Annotated in this window: 14 protein-coding genes and 1 tRNA gene; 4 read left to right on the top strand and 11 right to left on the bottom strand. The window is 33.3% G+C overall.

All coding sequences use genetic code 11. The features are described 5' to 3' along the window. Window positions 1–164 precede the first annotated feature (164 nt). Together ybeY and ACZ2G0_RS03700 are read right to left on the bottom strand one after the other, a co-directional pair. A complete protein-coding gene (ybeY, locus tag ACZ2G0_RS03705; protein WP_470309053.1) occupies window positions 165–584 on the bottom strand; it encodes an rRNA maturation RNase YbeY in 420 nt (139 codons plus the stop codon). After that, the gene (locus ACZ2G0_RS03700) at window positions 584–3,862 is read right to left on the bottom strand and encodes a hypothetical protein (protein ID WP_470309052.1); all 3,279 of its coding nucleotides are present in this window, start codon (window positions 3,860–3,862) and stop codon (window positions 584–586) included. The genes ybeY and ACZ2G0_RS03700 overlap by 1 nt, the downstream gene beginning before the upstream one ends. Window positions 3,863–4,015: 153 nt before the next feature. Between ACZ2G0_RS03700 and gltX the strand changes: the two genes are divergently transcribed. Continuing rightward, window positions 4,016–5,527 carry a glutamate--tRNA ligase gene (gltX, locus tag ACZ2G0_RS03695; RefSeq protein WP_470309051.1) on the top strand — a complete coding sequence of 504 codons (1,512 nt, stop codon included), beginning with the start codon at window positions 4,016–4,018 and terminating at the stop codon, window positions 5,525–5,527. 36 nt (window positions 5,528–5,563) lie between these two features. On the opposite strand, the gene ACZ2G0_RS03690 is transcribed toward gltX, so the two are convergent. Then, on the bottom strand, window positions 5,564–6,205 hold the full coding sequence (locus tag ACZ2G0_RS03690; RefSeq protein WP_470309050.1) for an outer membrane beta-barrel protein: 642 nt from the start codon (window positions 6,203–6,205) through the stop codon (window positions 5,564–5,566). Between the two features lie 77 nt (window positions 6,206–6,282). Between ACZ2G0_RS03690 and ACZ2G0_RS03685 the strand changes: the two genes are divergently transcribed. Beyond that, the gene (locus ACZ2G0_RS03685; protein ID WP_300286437.1) at window positions 6,283–7,263 is read left to right on the top strand and encodes an SPFH domain-containing protein; all 981 of its coding nucleotides are present in this window, start codon (window positions 6,283–6,285) and stop codon (window positions 7,261–7,263) included. 25 nt (window positions 7,264–7,288) lie between these two features. On the opposite strand, the gene ACZ2G0_RS03680 is transcribed toward ACZ2G0_RS03685, so the two are convergent. From ACZ2G0_RS03680 to ACZ2G0_RS03660, 5 genes are all read right to left on the bottom strand, one after another. Further along, window positions 7,289–7,543 carry a DUF6327 family protein gene (locus tag ACZ2G0_RS03680; protein ID WP_300286439.1) on the bottom strand — a complete coding sequence of 85 codons (255 nt, stop codon included), beginning with the start codon at window positions 7,541–7,543 and terminating at the stop codon, window positions 7,289–7,291. A gap of 3 nt (window positions 7,544–7,546) precedes the next feature. Beyond that, entirely contained in the window at window positions 7,547–7,897 is a 351-nt protein-coding gene (locus ACZ2G0_RS03675; RefSeq protein ID WP_470309049.1) for a competence protein, read from the bottom strand. Between the two features lie 26 nt (window positions 7,898–7,923). Beyond that, window positions 7,924–8,253, bottom strand: a complete 330-nt coding sequence (locus ACZ2G0_RS03670) for a YtxH domain-containing protein (RefSeq protein WP_300286443.1) — start codon at window positions 8,251–8,253, stop codon at window positions 7,924–7,926. Between the two features lie 119 nt (window positions 8,254–8,372). After that, window positions 8,373–8,855 carry a hypothetical protein gene (locus tag ACZ2G0_RS03665; RefSeq protein ID WP_470309048.1) on the bottom strand — a complete coding sequence of 161 codons (483 nt, stop codon included), beginning with the start codon at window positions 8,853–8,855 and terminating at the stop codon, window positions 8,373–8,375. A gap of 427 nt (window positions 8,856–9,282) precedes the next feature. Continuing rightward, window positions 9,283–11,406 (bottom strand): glutamine--tRNA ligase/YqeY domain fusion protein, encoded by a 2,124-nt coding sequence (locus ACZ2G0_RS03660; protein WP_470309047.1) that lies wholly within the window; start codon window positions 11,404–11,406, stop codon window positions 9,283–9,285. Window positions 11,407–11,507: 101 nt separating this feature from the next. On the opposite strand from ACZ2G0_RS03660, the gene folB reads away from it, so the two are divergent. Both folB and ACZ2G0_RS03650 read left to right on the top strand, forming a co-directional pair. Beyond that, a complete protein-coding gene (gene folB / locus ACZ2G0_RS03655) occupies window positions 11,508–11,867 on the top strand; it encodes a dihydroneopterin aldolase (RefSeq protein WP_300286448.1) in 360 nt (119 codons plus the stop codon). 126 nt (window positions 11,868–11,993) lie between these two features. After that, a tRNA-Cys gene (locus ACZ2G0_RS03650) sits at window positions 11,994–12,064 on the top strand. 1,334 nt (window positions 12,065–13,398) lie between these two features. Here the strand turns inward: ACZ2G0_RS03650 and ACZ2G0_RS03645 are convergent. From ACZ2G0_RS03645 to rnr, 3 genes are read right to left on the bottom strand one after another with little or no spacing between them, the layout of a single operon-like run. Continuing rightward, window positions 13,399–14,082, bottom strand: a complete 684-nt coding sequence (locus tag ACZ2G0_RS03645; protein ID WP_470309046.1) for a LysE family translocator — start codon at window positions 14,080–14,082, stop codon at window positions 13,399–13,401. A gap of 37 nt (window positions 14,083–14,119) precedes the next feature. Further along, window positions 14,120–14,788, bottom strand: a complete 669-nt coding sequence (locus ACZ2G0_RS03640) for a head GIN domain-containing protein (protein ID WP_470309045.1) — start codon at window positions 14,786–14,788, stop codon at window positions 14,120–14,122. Between the two features lie 5 nt (window positions 14,789–14,793). Next, window positions 14,794–16,983 (bottom strand): ribonuclease R, encoded by a 2,190-nt coding sequence (gene rnr / locus ACZ2G0_RS03635; protein WP_470309044.1) that lies wholly within the window; start codon window positions 16,981–16,983, stop codon window positions 14,794–14,796. Window positions 16,984–17,097 lie beyond the last annotated feature (114 nt).

Here is a 17,097-nt window from a genome sequence, read left to right as displayed (position 1 = left end):
AACAAACTGAAAAAATTAAAAACTAAACAGCAGTTGTTTCACGTGGAACAGCTAAACAATTTAAAGAACTACTGATGTGTTGTTCCACGTGAAACAAAAATCAAAAAACAGCAAAGACAAACAAAAAATGTTTCACGTGGAACACAAATTGAAAGATGTTTAAACTACTGTTTCACGTGGAACATAGCTAATTTTTCATCCTCTTTTGAACGCATTAAAGCCTCATCCATTTCGTCCTTATCTTTGTAACCGCAGTAGTGCAATAAACCATGAACAATAACACGCTTCAACTCTTCATCAAAACTTACGTTAAAATCATTAGCATTGTCAGCAACACGCTCCACAGATATAAAGCAATCACCGCTAATTTCATTACCCATAGTGTAATCAAAACTGATAACATCTGTAAGCGTATCATGGTCTAAATATTCGACATTTAGTTTGTGTAAATAGTCGTCATCGCAAAAGATGTAATTAATCTCCCCCTCTGACTTGCCTTCAGATACTAATACATTCGATAGCCATTCAGATATGCTGTTTTCGTCGGCTAAATTAAAATCGCTCTCGTAATTAAAATTGATCATTATTTGCTAAAATATTCTTGAACCTTACGGTTTAAATTGGAGCGCAAAGGTAATGATTGTCTGTTTAATATCTCTATGCTATTTAAATAATCTATTAAAGCATCTGGCAAGGGCTTATTCGTACTAGAAGTACGCTTACTACCAACCTCAGACTGCCTTGCGCTGTCCTCTCCCTGAGTTTGAAGTGCTGATTTAAGTTTTAATAATTCTTGCTTAACTTCTAAAACCTTTTGAAGCGTTTCTTTATTAAATCCTTTATTTAACAATTCTTTCTCGATTTGCTTCATCTTATCAATTGCACTTTTCCCTTGACCATCTACACCTTGGCGTTTCAACTCTCCCTCGAGCGCCTCCCTTAATGCCTTTTGTTCCTTGTAGATTTCTAGGATATCCTTAGCTTCGCCTTCACCATCACTTCCTTCGCCACCCTCTTTGTCTCCACCGTCCTTCTTACCGCCAGCTTTACCGTCCTTCTTACCACCTTCTTTCATTTTATCGCCCAACCCTTGCTGCTTAGAAATAATGTCAGGTAATTGCATTCCATGACCTTCTCCCTTTTGAGGTTTACCCGAACCCATTCCGCTTAATTCGTTTTGCATATTACTTAAAATACTACTCAAGAAATCACCCAATTTGTTAGAAGCAGCTATAGCATACTGTTGATGAGATACCCCTTTAGCAATTCTTGACTCAACAAGACTCTCTAAGGCCTTGTCCAAATTATACTGCGTATTACCAATTTCTTTTGTAACCTCGTCAGTAAACTTGGGATTACGTATAGACATTGCAAAAATACTATCATCAATATGCTTAAACTGCAACCTTAAATCCTGTTGCTTTTTAATGTTTTTATTATAGGAAAGCGAACTAGAATTAAGCGTTCTGACATCCAACATAACTACTTCTTCAGCCAAAGAAAAAGCGAGAACATTGTCCAAAATTTGCCTCAGCATCTTTACATCCTCTTGCATTTGTTCCGACTCAGAACTAGACAAACTATCTGACATCCTTCTTGATAAAGACTTCATCTTGCTCGCTGCACTCTTTTGATTGGGTTTAGCCTTACTTTCATTACCCTTTTTTAATTCCTCAGCGGCTTTATTCAAATCATTATCGATAGATTTGGTCGCAGCTGCATCGTCACCAATGTCAAGCGGCTTTTTTAAATCGGCATTATCCTTCTTTAAACTCGCTAACTCTTCTTCAATATTTTTGAAAGCATCATTAATATCCTTCTGCTTTTCACTCGAATTTGCTTTATCTGAATTCGCTAACTCTTCTTGTTTTTTACTCAGCTTGTCTAACTTATCAGCAATTTGCTCTGCCTTTTTCTTTACATAAAATTGTTTAGTCAGTTCAACTAACTGCTGCAAATTCTTAACCTGATTCTTACCGTTTTGCTTAAACTTTTCAATTTTTTCAGTAAGTTCTTCACTTTTAATTTTGTCATTTAACGCTTGTAATTCGTCTAACAACTTCTTGTTTTTATCCAAGTCTTCGTTAGCATTATCAACCTTCTTCTCCAAAGCTTCCTTGAACTCGTCCTTTTTACCTGCAGCTTCCTTACCTAAATTCTCTTTTAACTTGTTGGCAAAATCCCGCATCATTTGATCTTGCTTCTTTTGCTGTTGAATAAAATCTTTGACATTTTGCTGCTCTGCATAACTAAAATTTTCTTTTTCCTTTCCAAGTTTTTGCAGCTTACCCAACTGTGATAATTGTTTTTCTTGCTTCGTTAATGACTGTTGCAAGCCTTTAATATTATCAGACTGCTGGTCAAAGATCTGATCTTGTACTTCCTCTTCCGTACTAATACGGGAACTAAACACAGACGATCGCGCACTCTTTAAACCATGCAATAAATCATTGTCAAAAACTTCAAAATAATAATTGTAAACAACACCTTCCTTAACTGGTAGGTTCCCTGGAAAAGCAAAAACAAATTGATCAAAAACACCATTTTTAATAGGTAAAGCAACACGTTGACCGATTGTGGGATTCTTAACATCATAATATACGATTTGTAATCGTGATAAACCATAATCATCACCAACTTGACCAACCACATAATTACTGCTAACCTTTAAACTATCAGGACTTTTAGCAACCTCAATTGTAGGAAACTGATCTTTTATAACGGTAATTTGATATTTAAGTTTTTCATATCGCTTTGCGTTGTAATTACTAGTAACAATTTGATAATCTGTGTTTTGACTAATGCTTTTCTTGAGAATAAATTGATTATCAATTTTATTAAATGACTGAACCTTGCCTCCTGCCTCCAAATCGACTGACGATGTTGCAGCGGCCGTAAGCACCCATTTAATAATTGTTCCCTCTGGAACAATAGCATTTCCAGCACCCTTAACAATTTCACTTTTCCTACCTAAGAACGATGGAAAAACCAACTGCATTTCAAAGTTTTTAATGGAGGGAACAGCTAAAACGTTCAAATTTAAATCTCCAGAAGTAACCTCATTTGCCTTCAAATTAAAAGGAATGTCTTCCTTAACATTTGAAAAGCGGTAGGCAAATTCTCCAACCTTAGTCTGCTCCAAGAAATAACTTTCTCCATCCATAACAATAACAACCTTTTCAGGCACCACTGTTCCTACGGTACGCACACGCAACACAAAATCATCGTTCTCCTCCACCACTAACTTTGCATTAAGCACTTCAAACTTAAAAGGAGCCGGCGGTAAATATTCGGTATTAAAATGCACCACCCGATTAAAACTTTGAGCAATAAACTTATTATCATCTGAAATATAAAATAACCCAATAACAATTAATGGAAGCGCTGCTAAAGGTATCCACTTCTTATTGGCTTTAAAATCGACCGCATTAGAAAAAACAATAGGCTTTAGTGCTACGGCCTTCTGCTCGATTGATGCCACTAAAAGATCCGAATTTGAGCCTTCTTCAACATCCTGATTTAGCTGGATAAAATTCAATAATTTATCTTTCACTTCAGTAAAGTGACTTCCTATGATACCCGCGGCAGTATTGTAATCTATACCTTTTTTAAGTTTCAATAATTTAAAAATTGGGAAAACGATAAAACGGGCCAGTAAATAACCTTCAATCACAACAAATAACCAAAATAAAACGGTTCTGCCTTTCGGCTTAAGCCAAAGAAAATGTTCCACGACTATAATGAACAAGAAATACAGTAAACCTAAACCAATAAAAAGCAGAACGCCTCTTATAAGCTCATTTACATAATACTTCCTGATAAAATCTTCTAACTTTCTAAAAATCAAATTGGATCCCTTCACTACATTTAGCTTGTTTAATAACCAATAAAAGTACAAATTTTAATGTTTGTATACTTCCTAAAATTAAATAAAGGCCATAACCACCTAAATAACTGATTTCTATATTCAACATTTCCACAATTGAAATTGTATCTTTGCACCAAAATTAATAGAATGTCACAAAAAGTACGCGTGCGATTTGCACCAAGTCCTACTGGACCATTACATATTGGAGGTGTTAGAACCGCTTTATTTAATTATTTATTTGCAAAAAAACACCAAGGAACTTTTTTCCTTCGTATTGAAGATACAGATCAAAATAGATTTGTACCTGGTGCAGAAGAATACATTATGGAAGCATTAGAGTGGTTAGGAATTGCACCTGATGAAACAATAGGCAAAAACGAAAAACTTGGACCTTACCGCCAAAGTGAACGAAAACACATCTACGCTGATTATGCTAAACAATTAATAGATAGTGATTGGGCATACTATGCTTTTGACACTACTGAAGCATTGGAACTAGCCAGAAAAACACAGGAAGAACAAGGAAAAACCTTCATCTACAACCATACGAACCGCGAAACCTTAGACACCTCACTTTCATTAACTGCAGAACAAACTGCCGCAAGAATTGCAAAGGGAGATCAATACGTAATCCGATTTAAGACACCGGTTAACGAAACATTACATCTCAAAGACATCATAAGAGGCGATGTCAAGTTTGAGACTAGTTTATTAGATGATAAAGTTTTATTCAAGAGTGACGGAATGCCAACCTATCACTTAGCCAATATCGTTGATGACCATTTAATGGAAACCTCACACGTGATCCGTGGTGAAGAATGGCTACCATCTATGCCTTTACACGTTTTATTGTACAGAGCTTTTGGATGGGATGCACCTCAATTCGCTCATTTACCTTTAATATTAAAACCGGTAGGAAACGGAAAATTATCTAAACGCGATGGAGATAAATTAGGCTTCCCTGTATTTCCATTAGAATGGACAGATGCTTCCAACATGACAAAATCATCCGGTTACAGAGAAAAGGGATTTTTTCCAGAAGCAGTAGTAAACTTTCTAGCCCTACTAGGCTGGAATGACGGTACTGAAAAGGAGTTGTTTTCACTTGAAGAATTAGCTGCTTCATTTGATTTGAATAGAGTACACAAATCAGGAGCAAAATTTGATCCTGAAAAAAATAAATGGTTCAACCACCATTATTTAATGCTTCAAAAGGATGAAGATTTAGCAAAAACCTTCTCTTCTACCCTATCAGATAAAAACATAGAGGCAGCACAATTCAATCTAACAAAGATTGTTTCACTAATAAAAGAACGCGCTAATTTCGTTTCAGAATTTTGGGAATTAAGTGATTTCTTTTTTGTTGCACCATCAGAATATGATGCCAAAGCGAGCAAAAACTGGAAAGAAGAAACACCAGCCTTAATGCAACAATTAGTTACTGTTTTAGATTCAATCGATGACTTTAGTTCCATAAACATCGAAACCATAGTTAAGGATTGGATGACGACAAACGAAATAGGAATGGGTAAAGTAATGCAACCTTTCCGTTTGAGTTTGGTTGGTGCTTTAAAAGGTCCTCATCTATTTGATATCGTGGAACTCATTGGGAAAAAAGAAACGATTGCAAGAATCGAAAAAGCAATAGCTACTTTATAAAAACAGAAAAGCCTCCATTAGAATTGGAGGCTTTTTTTATAAATACAAAATAACATTACCATTTACTATTCCTGCATTTCCTTTAAAATTAACTCCAGAACTATTTTTATTTAGATTCCCTAACATGTTATTGATACCATATTGATATGATACATTTAATCTAAAATGTTTGAGTCCAGCTGTTAAGCCAACCGTTGGATAAAAGTTAAATTTAGAAATGTCTACAATGTCTTTAGCTAAAAGAGTTGTTCCAGATATCGTATTATTTTCATTCGACTTATCGATTTGAAGTTTACCATTTACTTGCAGTAACGGACCAATTTCAATACTAAGATGATTCTCGACCAAAATGTAGCTAAGAGATAAAGAAATTTGAGCAGATGATAGCTTATAATTCACGTCTTCTTTACCACTAATTAAACTAGTCGTAGCAACTGAAAAATTGTTTTCACTAAACTGTAAGGCATAAACCATATCCCAATTATCATAAAAATTACCTCTAACTGATAAACCAGCATTCCAACCTAAATCAGGTTTAGAACTAAAATTAGAAGTGTTTAAAGTGAATTGATTAGCGCCTAAAGTAATTCCAATTCGGTTAGAATCTCTATACCCATATTGAGCGGAACTGCTAGTATAGCTCCAAACAAACATCAGTAACAAGACTAGCTTTTTCATATAGTTGATTTAAACAACGACAAACCTAAAGTTTTTTTGTAATTTAACCCTAATTATTTAACTAAATATATAATATCATGAACATTGCATTAATTATCATTCTTGTGTTAGGACTTTTTATCTTAATGTCGTCCTTTTTCACGGTCAAACAACAATCTTCGGTTATCGTAGAGCGATTTGGTAAATTTCATAGCGTAAGACAGTCTGGATTACACTTAAAAATTCCCTTAATAGATCGAATTGCAGGGCGTGTCAATTTAAAAATACAACAACTAGACGTTATCATTGAAACAAAAACTAAGGACAACGTGTTTGTGAAACTGAAAGTATCTGTTCAATTTATGGTGGTAAAAGATACTGTATACGATGCCTTTTACAAATTAGAATATGCGCATGACCAAATTACATCTTACGTATTTGACGTGGTACGTGCCGAAGTACCAAAACTGAAACTTGATGATGTATTTGAAAGAAAAGACGATATTGCCATTGCTGTAAAAAGAGAATTAAATGAAGCAATGACAACTTATGGTTATACGATTATCAACACCTTAGTTACTGATATCGATCCTGATATTCAAGTAAAAAATGCCATGAATAGAATCAATGCCGCAGATAGAGAAAAAACAGTTGCTGAATTTGAAGCAGAAGCGTCTAGAATTAGAATTGTCGCTAAAGCAAAAGCAGAAGCAGAAAGCAAACGCTTGCAAGGACAGGGTATTGCAGACCAAAGAAGAGAGATTGCAAGAGGTTTAGTAGAAAGTGTAGATGTACTGAACAGAGTGGGTATTAATTCACAAGAAGCATCGGCGTTAATTGTGGTTACACAACATTATGATACTTTACAAGCCATTGGAGCAGACACAAACTCTAATTTAATCTTACTTCCTAATTCTCCACAAGCAGGAAGTGACATGCTAAACAACATGGTGGCAAGCTTTACTGCTAGCAACATGGTAGGTGAATCGATGAAACAAGGCCGATCAACCACAGCGAATAAAATGTCCAACCCCACTCCTATTGCTCCTCCAGTAGACGAAGAAGAAGATACGGAATAGGTTATAAACCAATAAAAAAAGAGGCTTAATTGCCTCTTTTTTTATTAAAAAACCTTTTTATAATAAAAGGTAACGCCAAGTTAAATATCGTTCCTAAAGAGCTTGGAAAATTGCTCAAAGTGGAACTAACAAATCCCTTTATGAGTGTCATTGGTTCCAAACCTTCTTTGGTCTTTTGAACGTTATAGATTAGTCTTTGGTAGTGAATGTCCTTTTCAATTTTTAAAATTTCCAATTCTCTATCAATTTCGGCGAATGAAGAATATTTTTTTTGCTCCATAGTTTAGTTGTTAAAAAATAGTTTGGAAAATTTGTTTAATAAAGGACCTTCAATAATCTTATCTCTTACTATAACTAAGACTATAGTTACAAGTACATACAATCCTCCAACACATAGAAAACCAAGAGCATAATTTGACAGATAGCTACCAATGTAAAAAGCCAGTGCTATGGATAGGAAAAGTAATACCATTAAAACACACATGGCGATTAATGCTAATTTCAAAACCATGGTTGTTGACTTCATAGCCACCTTAAAAACTCGCAACCTATAATAGGCTACATTGCTTTCAATAATTGCCTGAGCTTGTTCCCGAATTCCTTCCGTACTTTCTTTTAAATCTTCAAAAGCCATATATTACTTGGTTATAATTATAAAATCTATTTTTGAAGTTTAGCATTTTTAGCTTTCAATTCCGCTAATTTATCTTCAAGAAATAGAATAACGTCTTCAGTTTTATGACTCATGTTGTCTAATAAATCATCGTAACTTCCTTCAAAATCAATTTTAGCTGTTGATAATCTCGATTTTACTTCCTCAGAAAGTTTCTCGTATTTCTTAACTAAATCTTTTTGAGCATCATTGTACCCTTCTTTGATTTTTCCTCTAGTTTTTGATCCTTTGTCTGGTGCAAATAATATTCCTACTCCTGCTCCAATTGCAGCTCCAGTTAATAAAGCTAATAATGTTGTTCCTGTGTTATTTGACATAATTTTGTTTGTTTTAATATTAATATAAAGATATAAACTATTTACTATTAAATATTTACAATATTATCTTTTTCATTTATAATATTGTAGTAGTAACCTACCCTTCTCAAATAGTAAAGCTAGTAGTTGTAAGCGATTGCCTTGAAGCTACCATTGGCATTTTTAATTATAAAAACAAAAGGATACCCTTTTGCGGCAGCGCGATAACGAACAGCTCTCTCGGTATTTTCAAACTGTTCCCATTTCGAAATTCCTTTGGCTTTATTTAAATAGCCATTAAATGAATCAACTTCTTTCAAACCTTGGACTTGGTCTTCATGATCGACAAGAGTAACTTTCAAATATTCTTTTTTATCATTGATTACCGTTTTACTAGTAATATCAATTTGTTCCTCAGTTTTTAGATTTTTTAAATAAGCAACTGCATGAGCACTAATTAGTTTTTGTTCTTGACTATCAGAATCTGAATAAAATAAAAGACTGTCATTTTGTTTAATAAAATTCACATTCTGAACGATTCCGTTATGAAGCACCAACTGATGTGTTTGTGCTGATGCTACAATTCCAAAAAATAAAAAAGTTGCTAAAAATATATTTTTCATAATAAGAGTAAAAAATGTTTAAAGAAAAGTATTGAAATTGAATTTGTGCTTAAATCACAATTCTATTAAAATTTAATTCTACTTGACTATTTTTAAAAAACCTTTAGTCAAAAAATTTATTTAGTACTTACTAATTTGAATTAGATAGAAAATGACTGAAATAATTCATTTATACAATAATACGACAATTTTTCGACTTTACCTATTAACAAATCGTTAAACAGTGCCAAAAAAACCAAAAAACTTATTTTAAGCGTTGTTATTAACTGTAAATAATAAAAACATATACTTAATCCAACTTTTAAAAAAAATGCTTTAAAATAGCTGAAAAAATGTCATTTTTAATAATAAAAATCTATTAAAAAAATATTTATAATACTATTTATATATAATAAGAAAAAGCACTTGTTACAGCGCTTTTTGATAATTAAAATTGATTTACTATTTTTTCTATAATTTTACTTTCTTCCTCAGTTACACTTTTAGGAGGATTAGCTTGTAGTTTTACAATTTCATCTTTAAAGGTATTTACGAAGCTAGCCTCGAATCCACCATCCAATAAGTTTGCAATAATTTGAACTCTAACAAATGTTGATTCACTTCTAAGTGACATCATCACTAATTTAGATAATTCTTCTTTATCAAAATCTGCAAAAACTAAAGAGCTATATTTCAAAATATAATTTGCAAACAATAATGAGCTTTTGTTGTTGTTGATATTCTTTTTAAAAGAACTCAACAGCAAGCTATAGTTAACAATCTCTTTTAGGGTTCCTCCTATTGCTTCGCGAATCGTAGTTCGTTCCTCATCCGTAGCTACCTTAAAAAACTTATTGATGTCTTTCAACGCATTATTGATAGCATTCGTGTCTTTTTTACCTTTTTCTTCCCAAGCATCTTTTAGTCCTACTGTTTTGTTAAAGACTAATTTTGAAGTAGTTGAATCTTTATCTACGGCAAAATACCCCAAACGTTGAAACTGAAATTGATCACCAATACTTACTGTTGCAAGACTTGGTTCTACATAGGCAGTAATCACTTGTAATGAATTAGGATTCATGAAATCCAAGAAATTTTTCTCTTTATGAGAGTCTGGAGCTTCATCAATAAACAAACGGTCATACAAACGTACTTCTGCCGGAATAGCTTGTGCAATAGAAACCCAATGTAAGGTACCTGCTACCTTACGCTGTGATGCTTCACTCCCACTTCCGCTACGGCTATCGGGATCATAACTAACTTGAATTTCAGTTATGTTTCCGTCATTATCCTTAGTAACTGACTCTCCTTTAATAATATAACCGTTCTTTAAACGCACTTCATTACCAATACTTAATCTAAAAAACTTTGGTGGTGCTACTTCTAGAAAATCTTCTCTCTCAATATAAAGTTCTCTCGAAAAAGGTACTTTTCTGAAACCAGCAGACTCATCTTCTTGATTATTTTCAGCATCCAATAACTCTACTTTATCAACAGGATAATTCGTAATAACGACTTTAACAGGATCTAAAACTGCCATTACTCTTGCAGCAGATTTATTTAAATCATCACGTAAGCAGAACTCCAATAATGAAAAATCAATAATATTTTCACGCTTAGCTACTCCTATGCTTTCGCAAAATTTACGAATTGAATTTGGAGTATACCCTCTTCTTCTTAATCCAGAAATAGTAGGCATTCTCGGGTCATCCCAACCGTTAACTATATTTTCTTGAACCAACTGTAGCAACTTACGTTTACTCATCACAGTATAGTTCAAATTCAAACGCGCAAATTCATATTGATGCGGTCTAACTTTTGAATCGTCATAAATTTGGTCCAGGAACCAATTGTATAATTCTCTATGCATCACAAATTCAAGTGTACAAATCGAATGTGATATTTGCTCAATATAATCGCTCTCTCCATGCGCGAAATCATACATTGGATAAATTTTCCAATCGTTACCAGTACGATGATGATGACGGTGTAAAACTCTATAAATTAAAGGATCACGCATTAACATATTAGTCGAAGCCATATCAATTTTAGCACGTAAAACATGACTTCCTTCTGGATAATCTCCATTCTTCATTCCTTCGAATAAAGCTAAATTTTCGTCAATGGAACGATTTCTATACGGACCATCTACTCCTGGTTGTGTTGGCGTACCTTTTTGGGTAGCCATATCCTCTGAAGATTGACTATCAACATACGCTTTTCCGTCCTTGATCATCTTCACAGCCCACTCGTACAATTGCTGAAAATAGTCTGAAGCATACCGTTCTTCGGCCCATTGAAAACCCAACCATTGTAGGTCTTCTTTGATAGCATCTACATATTCTTGCTCTTCTTTGGCAGGATTAGTATCATCAAAACGAAGGTTAACCGGCGCATTGTATTTCAATCCTAAACCAAACTGTAAACAAATAGATTTTGCATGCCCAATATGTAAATATCCATTAGGCTCAGGAGGAAAACGAAAACGTAATTTATCCTGTTCAAAACCGTTCGCTAGGCTATCTTCAATAATTTGTTCTATAAAATGGAGTGACTTTTCTTCAGTTGACATTATGATAATTTATTTTAGCAAAGGTAAAAAAAAGTTTAAGGTTTAACGTTTAAAGTTAACACAAGAAAACTTAAACTCATAACTTTGAACAAAAAGAAACTATGGGAACAATAAAACTAAAAAACATACGCACTTTTTCCTATCACGGTTGTTTGATTGAGGAAGGAAAAATTGGATCAGATTACGCTGTAGACTTAGAAATAAAGACTGATTTACGAAAATCCTGTCTGTCTGATGACCTAAATGACACGGTCGATTACGTACTTTTAAACAAAATTGTAGTCGAAGAGATGGATATTAGATCCCAACTGCTGGAACATGTGGGACATCGCATTATCGCTAGGATTTTCAATGAAGCACCTGAGGTTTCTAGAATTTTGTTAGGTGTTTCTAAACTGAATCCTCCTATTGGTGGTGATGTAGAATCAGTTACGATTGAACTAGAAGAGTACAGAAGTTAATACTTTCATCAAGTAGTAGGTTTACTGATTACAAAAGCATCTATAAATTAAATATTTTTTTAAATTTTCAGGTTTAAACTTTTAATCTACCAACTTTTTAAGTACTTTTGCCGTCCATTCAATTATGGCGTCGTGGCCGAGTGGCTAGGCTGGGCTCTGCAAAAGCTCCTACTGCGGTTCGAATCCGCACGATGCCTCTAAGACCTTCAAAGCAATTTGGAGGTTTTTTTTATGTCTAATTTTTAAGAAAAATTAAGTAAATACAACTGCGGTTCGAATCTGCAAGAAAGCCTGAAACCTTCAAAGCAATTTGGAGGTTTTTTTTATGTCTAATTTTTAAGAAAAATTAAGTAAATACAACTGCGGTTCGAATCTGCAAGAAAGCCTGAAACCTTCAAAGCAATTTGGAGGTTTTTTTTATGTCTAATTTTTAAGAAAAATTAAGTAAACACAACTGCGGTTCGAATATGCAAGAAAGCCTGAAACCTTCAAAGAAACTTAGAGGTTTTTTTATTTACCAAACTAACCCAAAATTGACATTTCGACGAAGGAGAAAACTCTAGTAATTATATCAATTGTTAGTGTATCGTAATAGAGATTCCTCCTCTGTCGGAATGACAAACTATGTTAAAATGGAATTACTCTACTATAAAAATACTTAATACAACTTGAAGGTTTTTTAATATGCTAACCCAAATTTGTCATTTCGACGAAGGAGAAAACTCTAGTAATTATATTAATTGTAAGTGTATCGTAATAGAGATTCCTGCTCTGTCGGAATGACAAAGTAGTGGAAAATCAGATTTTTATATAGTAAACCTTGAAAGCAATTTGGAGGTTTTTTTATATACCAAACTAACCCAAAATTGACATTTCGACGAAGGAGAAAACTCTAGTAATTATATCAATTGTTAGTGAATCGTAAAAGAGATTCCTCCTCTGTCGGAATGACAAAGTAATAGTGAATCAGAGTTTAATATAGTATACCTTAAAAGTAATTTGAAAGATTTTTTATTTACCAAACTAACCCAAATTTGTCAATTCGACGAAGGAGAAAACTCTAGTAATTATATCAATTGTTAGTGTATCGTAATGGAGATTCCTCCTTTGTCGGAATGACAAAATGAAAGAAAACAAGAGTTTAATATAGTATGTCTCCAAATTGCTTTTAAGTTTTTTTTATGTCAAACCCACCTATAATTGTCAATTCGACGAAGGAGAAAACTCTAGTAATTATATCAATTGTTAATGAATCGTAAAGGAGATTCCTCCTCTGTCGGAATGACAAAGTAATAGTGAATCAGAGTTTAATATAGTATACCTTAAAAGTAATTTGAAAGATTTTTTTATGTCAAACCCACCTATAATTGTATTTTCGACGATGGATATAAAAGCTACTAGACGCTAATTAAAAGTGATGGCAATCCCGCATTTTTCAAAACGATAACTACATAATTAGCACTGTTTTTAAAATAGGAACACAAAAAAAACCACTCGATTAGAGTGGTTTACTTCTATTTTTTGAAAAAATTTATTCTTTATTTTCTATTTTTTGAAAGGCATTTTTAACCATTTCCTTCTCTTTTGGAAACCAACCTTGAGTAATTAACACTAACCCAAAAACCATTAGAACAATACTTATTCCTTTTTTAATCTTTAAAATATTGGTTGGAGTCATCTTAGATTTTAATTGCTTTGCTAAAAGTATTTTGATACAATCAACTAACAAATATGTAATAATTACGGCAGCAAAAAAGGTTAACATTCTGCTATTTTGCATTTCTAATTTGGGTCCAACTGATATAATAACAGCCATCCAAAAACCCAAAACTCCTATGTTTATAACGTTTAATAAAAAACCTTTAATAAATAAACTAAAATAGTTTTTCTTGATGATTTCCTTATCAATCTCGGTTGTATTTACTTTCTTTTCCTTTCTTAAACTTAAAAAAGAAATAACACCATAGGCTAGCATTATAATTCCACCAAATATAAAAAGAGCTGGCTTATCTTGTAAACTTTGAATTAATCTGTAACTTCCCAAATAGGCTACTGCGATAAAAAAAACGTCTCCTAAAACAACACCTAAGTCAAATACTAATGCAGCCCTAAAACCTTTTATAATACTAGTTTCTAGTAAAATAAAAAATACAGGACCAATCATAAAACTTAAAAAAATTCCCCAAGGAATACCTGATAAAATATCGTTTATCATCAAAAATTACAATTTAGATACCGAATAAAAGCACAAGTTAATTTTTTTCTTCGATTGTACCTCCTAGAACCGTCTTTTTATTGATTTGTTTCGGCTTTCCATAAACCCAAACTGAACCTCCAGCCTTTACTTTTGCATCCACTAAAACAGTTGCATTAACTTCGGCATTTCCACCTGCAGATACACTTACCGTAGTTTGATTGGTTATTAAATCTTTGGCTTCTAGCTCACCACCAGTCATTATCGTAATATCTTGATTGGTTGCTTTACCTTCAAGCACAATGATACCGCCCGTAACTGCTTTTACATTCACTTTGTTTACATCTAAATTCAGGTGAACTTCAGCTCCTTCACGTGCACTAATATCCATAATGGTAGCATCAAAAGTTTCTTCACTTGAAACATAAGCGCCCTCATTAGCATCTACTCCATCAATATTTTTATAAAATAATTGAATAGTAATATCATTCCCGGATAGTAACTTAGGAAAAGGCATTCTTAACTTCAATTCCCCATTATTGTTAACAACCTCTACTTCTTTTTCTCTAGAACCTGTAATGATAATTTTGTTTTCTGAACTAGCGATTAATTTTACATTTAGCTTATCATACACTTTTACAGTATTAAAATCACCTAAGTTTTTAGATACTTGTGCAACAGCAGATTGCATTGCAAATGCTATTGCGATAATAAATACTTTTTTCATTTTCTTTAATTTATTGGTTCATTTACTCTTCTTAAAAAATTAAAATCTAATTGTTTTTTAACTAGATCGGCATTTTTAACTTTAACGTAAATTTCATCTCCTAATTGTAATAATTGATGTGAGGTTGCACCAACTAAAGCATATTGTTTTTCATCGAAAGTGTAATAATCGTCTTTTATATCACGAATTCGTACCATTCCTTCGCACTTGTTTTCGATAATTTCAACAAAAATTCCCCACTCTGTAACACCAGAAATAACGCCCAAGAACTCTTGATCTTGGTGATCTTGCATGTATTTTACTTGCATGTATTTGATCGAATCTCTTTCGGCATTTGTAGCAAGTCCTTCCATGGTTGAACTATGTAAACACTTTGTTTCATACAATTCCTCATCAGCAGATTTACCTCCGTCTAAGTAATGTTGTAGCAAACGGTGTACCATAACGTCCGGATAACGACGAATTGGCGAAGTAAAATGAGAGTAATAATCAAATGCTAGTCCGTAATGACCAATATTATCAGTCGAATACTTAGCTTTACTCATCGAACGAATTGCAAGAGTATCTATTAAATTTTGTTCCTTAGTTCCGTTTACATCAGCCATTAATTGGTTTAAAGCTTTAGAAACATCCCCTTGTCTAAAATCGATTTTATACCCAAACTTAGAAATCAAAGCTTGCATGGCAAACAGTTTATCTTCGTTAGGTTCATCGTGAATTCTATAGATAAAAGTTTTCTTTTGTTTACCAATGAACTCTGCAACTTTTCTATTGGCTAATAGCATGAACTCTTCAATAAGATGGTTGGCATCTTTAGAAACTTTAAAGTAAACGCCTTCGGGTTCCCCTGCTTCACTCAAGTTAAACTTCACTTCTACTTTATCAAAAGAGATCGCTCCATCGTTCATCCTCTTTCTACGTAAAATTTTAGCTAATTCATCCAATTTAAGCGTCGCTGCGACAATTTCTGGAGCAACTTTATAAGAACTACCCGTTATAGAAGTTTCTACCGGAATCGTATCGTCTTTAGTCTCTATGATGTATTGTGCTTCTTCGTATGCAAAACGTTGATCCGAGAAAATAACAGTTCTACCAAACCATTGGTTAATAACCTCGGCTTTTTCTGAAATTTCAAAAACAGCAGAAAAGGTATATTTTTCCTCCTGTGGACGCAAAGAACACGCAAAATTAGAAAGTACTTCGGGTAACATGGGTACTACTCTATCTACTAAATAAACAGAGGTAGCTCTTTGATACGCTTCGTCATCTAAAATAGTTCCTTCTTCCAGGTAATACGAAACATCAGCAATGTGAATACCAATTTCGTAATTTCCATTTTCTAATTTTTTGAATGACAACGCATCATCAAAATCTTTAGCATCTTTAGGGTCAATCGTAAACGTTAACGTATCACGCATGTCTCTACGATTAGCTATTTCTTCTGGAGTAATTGATGTATCTATTTTTTGTGCAAACGTCTCCACCTCTATCGGAAACTCGGATGGCAAACCATATTCAGCTAAAATAGCATGAATCTCTGTATCGTGTTGTCCTGGTTTACCTAACACTTTTATAACTGATCCAAATGGACTATCGGCTCTTTTTGGCCAATCTTCGATATGAACTAAAACAACATCACCTTGCTCCGCTTCTCCTAATTTATCCTTTGGAATAAAAATATCGGTATACATTTTTGGATTGGCTGTAGAGACAAAAGCAAAGTTCTTTTGAATGTCAATTACACCAACAAAGTCGGTTTTATGTCTTTCTACAACATTAATAACTTCTCCTTCTGGACGTTTACCTTTTCGTCTATTGTACACATAAACCTTTACAATATCTTTATCCAGCGCTCGGTTTAAATTAGCTGTTGGTATAAAAACATCATCGTCTAAGTCAGGACAAACAAAAAAAGCAGTCTTACGACCTGTCATATCTATTTTTCCTTCGTAGTAATCTTGACTTGCAGCTTTTATTAAATATTTCCCTGGTTCACTCTCAATAATTTTGTTTTGAGCAGCTAATATTTTGAGATCTTTTATAATTTGATTTCTACTTTCGGTATCATCAAGTTCTAGTTTAGCACCTATTTGTTTAAAATTGAATGCTTTATTGGCACTTTTCGATAATATTTTTATAATTTTTTCAGAGAAATCTTTCTCTTTCTTGATCGGCTTTCTTAATCTTTTTCCCATAAATCGTTTCTTAAAAGCCGAAAATTACAAAATAGTTAACAGTTATAAGAAAATAGCAGGCAGTTTTAAAGAAAATATAACTTTCAATAGTAAGTTGTATATTTATGCAAAGAA

This window comes from Flavobacterium sp. KKT103, from assembly GCF_055640565.1.
Note: the sequence above shows the minus strand (reverse complement) of the source record. Positions and strands in the feature narration are given on the sequence as shown.

Bases quoted from the DNA above. Each gene is read 5' to 3' on its own strand.
- ybeY (WP_470309053.1), bottom strand. From the start codon at position 584: ATGATCAATTTTAATTACGAGAGCGATTTTAATTTAGCCGACGAAAAC.
- gltX (WP_470309051.1), top strand. From the start codon at position 4,016: ATGTCACAAAAAGTACGCGTGCGATTTGCACCAAGTCCTACTGGACCA.
- ACZ2G0_RS03690 (WP_470309050.1), bottom strand. From the start codon at position 6,205: ATGAAAAAGCTAGTCTTGTTACTGATGTTTGTTTGGAGCTATACTAGC.
- ACZ2G0_RS03685 (WP_300286437.1), top strand. From the start codon at position 6,283: ATGAACATTGCATTAATTATCATTCTTGTGTTAGGACTTTTTATCTTA.
- ACZ2G0_RS03680 (WP_300286439.1), bottom strand. From the start codon at position 7,543: ATGGAGCAAAAAAAATATTCTTCATTCGCCGAAATTGATAGAGAATTG.
- ACZ2G0_RS03675 (WP_470309049.1), bottom strand. From the start codon at position 7,897: ATGGCTTTTGAAGATTTAAAAGAAAGTACGGAAGGAATTCGGGAACAA.
- ACZ2G0_RS03670 (WP_300286443.1), bottom strand. From the start codon at position 8,253: ATGTCAAATAACACAGGAACAACATTATTAGCTTTATTAACTGGAGCT.
- ACZ2G0_RS03665 (WP_470309048.1), bottom strand. From the start codon at position 8,855: ATGAAAAATATATTTTTAGCAACTTTTTTATTTTTTGGAATTGTAGCA.
- ACZ2G0_RS03660 (WP_470309047.1), bottom strand. From the start codon at position 11,406: ATGTCAACTGAAGAAAAGTCACTCCATTTTATAGAACAAATTATTGAA.
- folB (WP_300286448.1), top strand. From the start codon at position 11,508: ATGGGAACAATAAAACTAAAAAACATACGCACTTTTTCCTATCACGGT.
- ACZ2G0_RS03645 (WP_470309046.1), bottom strand. From the start codon at position 14,082: ATGATAAACGATATTTTATCAGGTATTCCTTGGGGAATTTTTTTAAGT.
- ACZ2G0_RS03640 (WP_470309045.1), bottom strand. From the start codon at position 14,788: ATGAAAAAAGTATTTATTATCGCAATAGCATTTGCAATGCAATCTGCT.
- rnr (WP_470309044.1), bottom strand. From the start codon at position 16,983: ATGGGAAAAAGATTAAGAAAGCCGATCAAGAAAGAGAAAGATTTCTCT.